The sequence below is a fragment of the Stenotrophomonas sp. AS1 genome, from assembly GCF_048957655.1.
Taxonomy (GTDB): domain Bacteria; phylum Pseudomonadota; class Gammaproteobacteria; order Xanthomonadales; family Xanthomonadaceae; genus Stenotrophomonas; species Stenotrophomonas bentonitica_A.
In genome coordinates this window covers 1-9,181 of the sequence record NZ_JARVXM010000012.1, presented here as the reverse complement: position 1 = coordinate 9,181, position 9,181 = coordinate 1, and the positions used below count along the sequence as shown (strand labels likewise).

The following is a 9,181-nucleotide window of genomic DNA, read 5'->3' as shown; positions in this document are numbered from 1 at the left end:
GTCGAAAACCCACGCATGAACCCCCGATCTGTGCCCGATCTGTGCCCAAAGCGGCGCTTGCGCGGCCGCTTCCTACCTGCCAGACTCGCAAAAAAGGGCGGTTGAACTTCCTATACCCGGCAGAGCTCTGGCAGAAATCGACTGTTCAGTCACGCCGTTCGCAACACATTGCTGTCGAACTCCTGCGCTGGCACTGGACTCTATTGTCAGTCCTAGCGCGTGCCACACCGCTATAACCGCCAATCAGACAGGAGCCCCGATGACGTCAACGCCAGCTTTCCCAGTGTCCAAGGCCTGGTTGACGATCATCGTCTGTGCGCTGCCGCTGCTCGGCGGTTGTTCCTCGGAGGCCGAGCCGGCGCCCGAGCCACCACGCGTGGCCTTGGTCGAGCCCTTGCAGCCGGCCGAGCCGAAGGCCGAGGCGCTGCGCTTTTCCGGCGTAGTGCGCAGTGTGACCACCACCCAGTTGTCCTTCGAGGTGGCTGGCCGCATCGAGCGCATCCTGATCGACGAAGGCACTCGTGTTCGTCGCGGGCAAGCCCTCGCACAGCTGGACCGCACCGACTATCGCCTGCAGATGCGTGAGGCCGAAGCGCGCCTGCGCCAGCTCGAAGCAGACCTGGCGCGCAAGCGCACCCTGCTCGCCGAAGGCATCCTCGCCCCCGCCGCCATCGAGGCGCTGGAGGCCAACACGGTGGCCGCCCGCGTGGCCCGCGACAGCGCCCAGCGCAATATCGATCACAGCACCCTGACGGCGCCATTCGATGGCGTCGTGGCTCGACGGCTCGCCGAACCGGACATGGTGGTCGCGGTCGGCACGCCGGTATTCGAGATGCAGGACAACCGCCATATCGAGGTCAGCGTCGATCTGCCGGAAAGCGCAGCACTGAGCATTCCGCTCGGGCCCGAGCTCAAGGCCGAGGCCGAGCTGGTGATCGCCGACCTGCGCCTGCCGCTGCGCTACAAGGAACACAGCACCCAGCCGCGTGAAGGCGCGCGCACCTACCGGCTGGTGCTGCAGGGCGAACCGCCGGAGGATTTCAACCTGCTGCCCGGTATGGCCATGCGCGTCAGTCTGGAGCGCCCCGCCCGGCCACAGACCGACGATGACGGCTTCCGTCTGCCGCTGTCGGCATTGCAGACCGACAGCGACGGCAAACACTTCGTCTGGCAGGCCGACGATGGCCGCGCCCGGCGCCATCCGGTTCAGCTGCAGCAAGTCGATGGCGATCAGGCGCTGATTCGCGGCGACGCACTGCAGGCGCAGATGCCAATCGTGGTAGCAGGTGGCAGCAAGTTGCACGAAGACCAGCCGATCGAAGCGCGGGAGCGGAACTGAGCCGATGGATTTTGCCCGTTACGCCATCACCCGACCGGTCAACATCTGGATTCTGGTACTGATATGCCTGCTCGGCGGCATCCTCGCCTTCTTCGAGATCGGCCGCCTGGAAGATCCGGAATTCACCATCAAGCAGGCTATCGTCAATGTGCAATACCCCGGCGCCACGGCGCTGGAGGTCGAGCAGCAGGTAACCGAGCCGCTGGAAAGCGCCATCCAGCAGATGTCGCAGATCAAGGAGATCCGCTCGCGCTCAATGCCGGGCATCGCCGAGATTCGCGTGGAAATGCAGGACCGATACGATGGCGATGCGCTGCCGCAGATCTGGGACGAGCTGCGCAACAAGATCGACGATGCCCAGGGCGACCTGCCGCCGGGGATCGAGCCGCCGATGGTGAATGACGATTTCGGTGACGTATACGGCATCTTCTACGCCCTGACCGGCGACGGGCTGACCCTCAAGGAGCTGCACGAAACGGCCAAGGACCTGCGCCGCGCCCTGCTCACTGCAGATGGCGTCGGCAAAGTGGAGATCGCCGGGGTACAGGAAGAACGCATTCTGGTGGAGGTCGATCAGGCGCAGCTGGCCGCACTGGGCGTCGCCCCGGACGAGATCGCCGCGGCCCTGACCGATACCGACGCCGCGGTGGATGCCGGTGGCGTCAATGCCGGCGACTTCTTTGTGCGCCTGCGCCCGAGCGGTGCCTTCGATTCTCTCGACGAGTTGCGTGCACTGCCGGTCGGCCAAGGGCCACAACGGGTCGAACTGGGCGCCATCGCCAAGCTATCGCGAGAATACGCCGAGCGGCCACAACAGATCATTCGCCACAACGGCCAGCAGGCGCTGACGCTCGGCATCAGCGGGGTATCCGGGGCGAATATCGTCGAGGTCGGGCATAGCGTCGAAGCTGTCCTGCAGGCCAACGAGCACCGTATGCCGCTGGGCGCCGACCTGCATCCGCTGTATGAACAGCACCAGATCGTCGACGAGTCGGTGAACAGTTTCGCGCTCAACGTGTTCCTCTCGGTGGCCATCGTGGTCGGCGTGCTGTGCATTGCCATGGGCATGCGCGCCGGCTTCATCATCGGTGCGGTGCTGTTCCTCACCGTGCTTGGCACACTGCTGGTGATGTGGCTGGTGGGCATCGAGCTGGAACGGATTTCCCTCGGCGCGCTGATCATCGCCATGGGCATGCTGGTGGATAACGCGGTGGTGGTCTGCGATGGCATGCTGGTGCGCCAGCGCCAGGGCAAGAGCATTCTCGAAGCCTCGCAGCAAACGCTGCAGCAAACGCAATGGCCGCTGCTTGGGGCGACCATCATCGGCATTCTCGCCTTCGCCGGGATCGGCCTGTCCCAGGACACCACCGGCGAATTCCTTTTCTCGCTGTTCTTTGTCATTGCCGTGTCGCTGCTGCTCAGCTGGTTGCTGGCCCTGCTGCTGGTACCGCTGTTCGGCCATTACCTGCTGCGCAATGCCGGCACCGACGAGGACCCCGATGCGGCCTACAACGGCCCCTGGTACAACCGTTATCGGCGCCTGGCCGGTGGCGTGCTGCATCGGCCCTGGCTGACCATCGGCGTGCTGCTGGTGCTGACGGTGGTCAGTGCCGTGATCTTCACCCGCCTGCCGCAGAGCTTCTTTCCGCCGTCAAGTACGCCGCTGTTCTACGTCAACCTGTTCCTGCCCCAGGGCACGCATATCCGCGATACCGCGCGCACCGCGACTGACGTCGAGGAGTACCTGGCGGAGATGGAGGGTGTCAGCGGCGTGTCCAGCTTCATCGGCGCCGGGGCCTCGCGCTTCATGCTCACTTACATGCCGGAGCAGCCGAATTCATCGCTGATGCACTTTCTCGTGCGCACCGAGGATGCGGATTTGATTGACGACCTGGTGCGGCAGATCAACCAGGAGTTGCCGCAGCGCTACCCATCGGCTGACGTCACGGCCGCTCAGTTCATGTTCGGTCCCAATGCCGAGGCCAAGCTGGAGGCGCGCATCAGCGGCCCGGATATCGACGTGCTACGGAGAATATCTGCCGAGGGTCGCAAGCGGTTGCAAGATGAGGGCAAGGTATTCAACGTGCGCGACGACTGGCGCCAGCCGGTGCTGGTGCTGCGCCCGCAGCTGGCACTGGATCGTCTTGCAGACGCCGGTCTGACCCGCCAGGCCGTGGCCCGCGCGCTCGCAGCCGGCAGCGAGGGCCAGCGGGTCAGTCTGCTGCGCGAGCGCGACGAACTGATCCCAGTGCTGCTGCGCGCCGCGCCCGACGACCGCATCGGCAGTGACAACCTGCTGCAGCGGCTGATCTGGAGCCCAGCGGGCAACGGCTACGTGCCGCTGGCGCAGGTCGCCGACGGCATCGAGCCGACCAGCGAGGACAGCATCATCGTGCGCTACGACCGCGAGCGCACCATCTCCATTCGCGCCGAGCCGCGGGATGGCGAGAACACCAACGAGGCGCACGAGCGCATTCGTCCGCTGATCGAGGGCATCGAACTGCCGGTCAACTACAGCCTGAAATGGGGCGGCGACTACGAACAGTCATCCGATGCCCAGCAGGCGTTGGCCAGTACGCTGGCAGTGCCCTATCTGGCGATGGTGCTGGTCACCGTGCTGCTGTTCGCCAAGGTGCGCCAGCCGTTGATGATCTGGCTGGTGGTACCCATGGCGATCTGCGGGGTGAGCTTCGGCCTGTTGCTCACCGGCCAGGCGTTCGGCTTCATGGCGCTGCTCGGCCTGCTCAGCCTGACCGGCATGCTGATCAAGAACGCCGTGGTGCTGGTGGACGAGATCGACCGGCAGATCGATGACGAAGTGCCACGCCTGACCGCCATCATCGAGGCCTCGGCGTCACGCCTGCGCCCGGTGATGATGGCTGCTGGCACCACGGTGCTGGGCATGGTGCCGCTGCTGTTCGACCCGTTCTTCGCCAACATGGCGGTTACCATCATGGGCGGCCTGGGCTTCGCCACGCTGCTGACCCTACTTGCGGTGCCATGTCTGTACCTGCTGTTCATGAAAGTGCGACCGGAGGAAACCGCATGACTGCCAAGGCCCTGGCCGCTCCGCTGCTGCTCGCCCTGGCCCTGAGCGCCTGCTCCAGCGCACCGCAGTATGCCGATCCGCAACTGCCGGAAGGTTGGTTCAGTGCCGCCGGCGCGCAAGCGGCGGATGCCGAAACGCTGGCCGCCTGGTGGCGCCAGTTCGATGACCCACAGCTCACCGCACTGGTCAGCCGCGCCATGCAGCAGAACCACGATGTGCGCCTGGCCATGGCACGTGTCACCGCAGCGCGGGCTCAGCTGCGCCAGTCGCGTGCCGGCCTGCTGCCGAGCTTCGACCTGCCCGGCTCGGCTAGCCGCCAGTGGGTCGAGAACGACCAGGACGCCGAACCTGGAAGCCCGCTGGCCGGCTTTATCCCTGACGATGATGTGATCAGCGTCGACACCTGGGAGCTGGCCTTGCAGGCCACCTGGGAGCTGGACCTGTTTGGCGCCACCCGCGCGCGGCGTGACAGCGCGGCCCGGCAACTGCGTTCGGCGGAGGCGCAGACGGTAGCGGCGCGGCTCGCCGTTGCCTCGAACACCGCGCAGGGCTATCTGCAAATGCGCGCGCTGCAGGGCCAGCGAGCCCTGCTGGTCGAAGGCATTGAAGTGGCGCGCGAGCTGGAGCGCATCGCCGGACTGCTCTTCCATGCCGGCGAAGTGACCCGACTGGATGTGGAAGCCACATCCGCCGAGCGCGCGTCGCGGGAAGCCGATCTGGATGAGCTGGATATCCACTTGGCCGAAGCGCAGCTGGCGCTGGACACCCTGCTCGCCGAGCCGCCGGGCAGCACCGCCGCGCGTTTCGCCGCCAACGCGCCGGTGCCACTGGCCGAACAGCGCATCGCCCCCGGCCAGCCCATCGACCTGCTGCGCCGCCGTCCGGACCTGATTGCCGAAGCGGCACGGCTGGACGCCGCCGAGCTGCAATCGCTGGCCGCTCGCCGCGACCTGTTTCCCAAGCTGGCGGTGCAGGCCGCAGTGGGCCGCTCCGGCTTCGCGCTGGGCGATGCAGTGTCCAGCGCGTCGAACTTCGCCCGAGTCGGTGCCACATTCGGCCTGCCGCTGCTGGACTATCCACGCCGCGGTGCAGCCATCGACCTTGCCGATGCCGAGGGCGAGACAGCCTATGTCGCATTCGAACAGGCGTTGGCCCGTGCGCTGGAGGAAGTCGAGCGTGGCCTGACGAGGATGGCTGGTCAGCAACGCCGACACGCATCCCTCAGCCGCACCCGCGAGCACCGCGAACGTGCGCATCGACTGGCGCAGCGCAGCTATGAGTTGGGTGAGGCCAACCTGAGTGAAGTGCTGGACGCCCAGCGTGGTGCACTACAGGCCAAGCGACAAGCGCTCGAGGGCAGGACGGAGCTAGCGACGGCCCAGGTGGCGTTGTATGTGGCGTTGGGAGGTGGGTGGCAGGCTGAGGCCGCAGATGCCGCGGCTAGGCCTGCAGAGAAATCGGCACAGTGAAGCCGTTGAAAAGCCAAAGCCTTTGGTCGCTCTAGCCAAACCGATTGCCAAGTCACTTGATAGCCTGGTTCGCCTCCTGGGAAACCAGGCGATCAAGCGGCTCAACGAAGCAGAGCCAGCAGTCTCCAGCTCTTGCTAGAGACTGCCAATTACCCTCTCATCCATGGCGGCTCCGGCGGCTCATCCTTCGGCGCATCGTCGGCCCCGCGCAAGGCCTCGCGGCGCTCCTGCTCGGCCAGCGTAGCCTTGATCTCGCGCATTACCGCATCGATATCTGCGGCATCTTCCGGCTCGGCAAACTCGCCGGTTGCTGCACCTCGCCGCCTGCCTGGCGATGGTGGGCGCGCTCGGGCGCGAACTGCGTGACGGCAGCGCGGGCACATGGCTGGCCGAGTGCGGCGATCGCCTGCTGCCGGCGGTGGCCGGCAAGCTGGCGCCGTACCTGCTGCTGTTCACCGCCTACGGCACGCTGTCGCTGCTCTGGCTGGCGGCGATCCGCGGCGGTGTGGCCGGCAGCGCGGTACTGCTGGTCGCCGCGCAGGCGGCGATGTACCTGGCCTACGGCGGCATCGCGCTGCTGCTGGTCGGGGCCACCCGCAATATGGGCACGTCGCTGTCGCTGACCGGACTGTATGCGGGCACGTCGCTGGCGTTCTCGGGCGCGACGTTCCCGGTGCAGGGAGCGCCGCTGTTCGCACAGGTCTGGAGCCAGCTGCTTCCCTTCACCGCCTACCTCAAGCTGCAGGCGCAGCAGCTCGACCTGGGTGCGGCATGGACGGCCTCGCTGTCGTTGCTGGGGACCTTGCTGCTGTTCGTGCTGGTGGCCGGCGGCGCGGGGCTGCGCCTGTATGCGCGCGGAGCGCGCGATCCGGCCTCCTGGGGGCAGCGATGAACCAGGTCAGGGCCGCCTTCCTGGAGACTCTGCGCGCCGTGTTCTCGGACCGCTACGCGGTGGTGACGCTGATCGGCGCCGTGGTGCTGTACTCGTTCTTCTACCCGGTCGCCTACCGGCACCAGGTGGCTTCGCAGTATCCGGTGCTGGTGGTCGACCTCGACCATAGCGCCATGAGCCGCGCCCTGGTGCGCAAGGCGGGCGCGGTGCGCGCGGTGAGGATCGTCGGCGATGCGACCTCGGTGGAGGAGGCCCGGCCAAGGATCGCCCGTGGTGAAGCGCAGGGCCTGCTGGTGGTGCCCGCGGGGTTCGAACGCGGGATCCTGCGCGGCGGGCAGGGGCAACTGGCGCTGTACGGCAGTGGTGCGTTCCTCGGTCGCGGCGGCGTGGTGCTCGAGGGCCTGGGCGAGGCCGCCGCCGCGTTCGCGCGCGAGGCCGCCGTGGTGCAGGCAGGTTTCGCAGGTGCGCCCGGCGCAGCGCCGCTGCAGGTGGTGGCGCGGCCGCTGTTCAACACCCGCGAGGGTTACGGCAGCGCCGTGGTGCCGGGCGTGGCACAGCTGATCGTGCAGCAGACACTGTTGATCGGCATGCTGGTCATGGCCGGCACGCGTCGCGAACGCCTGGGTCGGCTGGCGTTCTCGCGCCGCGGCCTGCTCGGCATCGCCGCCGCGTTCGCGCTGATCGGCGTGTGCAGCATGCTGTACTACAACGGTCTGGTGATGTGGCTCCAGGACTATCCGCGTGGCGGCAATCCGCCCGGTACGCTGGTGGGCGGAGCGCTGTACGTGGCCGCGGTGGTGGCGTTCGGGCTGTTCGCGGGCAGTTTCTTCCGCACCCGCGAACGGCCCTTCCAGCTGATGCTCGTCACCGCGCTGCCACTCTTCTTCCTGTCCGGGCTCTCATGGCCGGCCGTGGCGATGCCACAGCCCCTGGCGTGGCTGGCGAAGCTGGTTCCCTCCACGCCCGGCATCAACCTGATGGTGAAGTTCAACCAGATGGGCGCAAGCTTCGCCGAGGCGCTTCCCGAGTTGTGCAACCTCGCTTTTTTGACACTGCTGTATGGCGCGCTGGCGGTATGGCGCTACGCCCCGGCGCGGGACGGCGCCTGACGGGCCGGTCACGGAACACGGGGCCGGGGCGGCTTCTGCGCAGGTATCGGAGATCGTCTGCGCGCTGGATGTGCTGGCCGACAATATCGATCCGGCCGAAAGCTGCAAGGCCTTCCGCGTCCGCATGCCGAGCGCCGATGCCCTGCTGCGCAACCGCGGCCTGAAGTGACTTCGGCGGGTGCGGTAACGAAAAGGCGACCCGGGCGACCGGGTCGCCTTTTTCATGCTGCGGACGACGCACCGGAGACGCCGCGTCATCCGCCGCGCGGCCACGCACCGGTGCTCAGTCGCCGGCGGTCTTCCGGGTGCCGGCGCCCGCGAACTCCGGAAACGCCTCCTCCAGCGAGCCCTCGTCCGGCAGCACGTAGAACACGCCGCCGCGCGCGAAGGTGGGGCTGACGACCTGCTCGTAGAACGCCGGAGACACGTTGATGCAGCCGTGGGTGACCCGGTTGTCATCCGGCGTTGGCGAGGCCAGACGCTCGGGGCGCTTTTCCTCCGGCACGCCGGTCGCGGTCGGGTGGATCGAGACCGCGGAGTCGTAGTCGACCCACAGCACGCGGCCGGCATCGATGGACGGACCGTAGCCGCCGACGAAGCGGCCGGCCGGGGTGGTGCGGTCGCGGCCGGGGATCTCGCGCAGGGCGAGGCCCGCGATGCCGGGGGCGGTGTGGTCGCCCACGGCGGAGCCGAACAGGCCGGGCGCGGCGCCGCGCAGGCGGCCATCGCCGCCGAACACGAGGATCTGGGCGGCGGCCTTGTCCATGATCGCGAAGGGATAGCCCTGGCTGTCGCCGGAGGCGACGACCCAGCCGGCCAGTTCGATCACCGTGTCGGAGACGTCCTGGCCGCGGGGCAGTTCGTCCAGTGACGTCACCGGCGGGGTGCCGTCGTCGCGCGCGCTGGCGGTGGCGCCCACGCTGGCCAGCGCCAGCGCCAGCGCAACCGCGCGCCGGCCCGGGTGGGAGAGGGAGTGGGGGAAAGTACGGATGGGAAGCTCCTCGGGGGCGGAACACCATCCAACGCGGGGATCCGCGCCGCGCAGGCGACGGATCCCCGCGCCGGTCGGTCAAGCGGAGTGCGTGCTCACCCGCGCGGCACGCGGCGCGGCGACGATTCCAGCTGCTGCACGCGGCCTTCGATCTGGTCGAGGCGCTGGTTGGCGCGCTGGGCGCCCTGATTGGCGGATTCGGCGCTCTGGGCCGCGCCCTGCACCTGGGTGTCGAGGCGGTCGAGGCGGGAGTCGCCGCGGCAATGTCTGACGCGAAGATCAGAACGCACCGATACGAACGTGCGAACACAGGCGCAACACTGAGCAGCCGT

The 9,181-nt window shown here is 67.7% G+C and carries 6 protein-coding genes and 1 pseudogene; 5 read left to right on the top strand and 2 right to left on the bottom strand.

The window, feature by feature from the left end; all coding sequences use genetic code 11:
* The first annotated feature begins 259 nt into the window (after window positions 1–259).
* The 5 genes from PV764_RS20140 (at window position 260) to PV764_RS20120 (ending at window position 7,858) form a co-directional block, all read left to right on the top strand.
* Window positions 260–1,339 carry an efflux RND transporter periplasmic adaptor subunit gene (locus PV764_RS20140; protein WP_026070258.1) on the top strand — a complete coding sequence of 360 codons (1,080 nt, stop codon included), beginning with the start codon at window positions 260–262 and terminating at the stop codon, window positions 1,337–1,339.
* A gap of 4 nt (window positions 1,340–1,343) precedes the next feature.
* The gene (locus tag PV764_RS20135) at window positions 1,344–4,388 is read left to right on the top strand and encodes an efflux RND transporter permease subunit (RefSeq protein ID WP_019186241.1); all 3,045 of its coding nucleotides are present in this window, start codon (window positions 1,344–1,346) and stop codon (window positions 4,386–4,388) included.
* Complete coding sequence (locus tag PV764_RS20130) at window positions 4,385–5,857, top strand: efflux transporter outer membrane subunit (protein ID WP_019186240.1); 1,473 nt, start codon at window positions 4,385–4,387, stop codon at window positions 5,855–5,857. Before PV764_RS20135 ends, PV764_RS20130 begins: the two co-directional genes overlap by 4 nt.
* 307 nt (window positions 5,858–6,164) lie before the next feature.
* Window positions 6,165–6,749: an ABC transporter permease gene (locus PV764_RS20125; RefSeq protein ID WP_019186238.1), complete on the top strand. Its 585-nt coding sequence runs from the start codon at window positions 6,165–6,167 to the stop codon at window positions 6,747–6,749.
* The gene (locus PV764_RS20120) at window positions 6,746–7,858 is read left to right on the top strand and encodes an ABC transporter permease (protein WP_019186237.1); all 1,113 of its coding nucleotides are present in this window, start codon (window positions 6,746–6,748) and stop codon (window positions 7,856–7,858) included. The genes PV764_RS20125 and PV764_RS20120 overlap by 4 nt, the downstream gene beginning before the upstream one ends.
* A gap of 283 nt (window positions 7,859–8,141) precedes the next feature.
* On the opposite strand, the gene PV764_RS20115 is transcribed toward PV764_RS20120, so the two are convergent.
* Together PV764_RS20115 and PV764_RS20110 are read right to left on the bottom strand one after the other, a co-directional pair.
* Window positions 8,142–8,798, bottom strand: coding sequence for a L,D-transpeptidase (locus PV764_RS20115; protein WP_026070257.1), 657 nt, complete (start codon window positions 8,796–8,798; stop codon window positions 8,142–8,144).
* Window positions 8,799–8,944: 146 nt separating this feature from the next.
* A pseudogene (locus PV764_RS20110) lies at window positions 8,945–9,181 on the bottom strand (hypothetical protein); the annotation flags it as partial.

Coding starts and splice junctions, on each gene's coding strand:
- PV764_RS20140 (WP_026070258.1), top strand. CDS start 260: ATGACGTCAACGCCAGCTTTCCCAGTGTCCAAGGCCTGGTTGACGATC.
- PV764_RS20120 (WP_019186237.1), top strand. CDS start 6,746: ATGAACCAGGTCAGGGCCGCCTTCCTGGAGACTCTGCGCGCCGTGTTC.
- PV764_RS20135 (WP_019186241.1), top strand. CDS start 1,344: ATGGATTTTGCCCGTTACGCCATCACCCGACCGGTCAACATCTGGATT.
- PV764_RS20130 (WP_019186240.1), top strand. CDS start 4,385: ATGACTGCCAAGGCCCTGGCCGCTCCGCTGCTGCTCGCCCTGGCCCTG.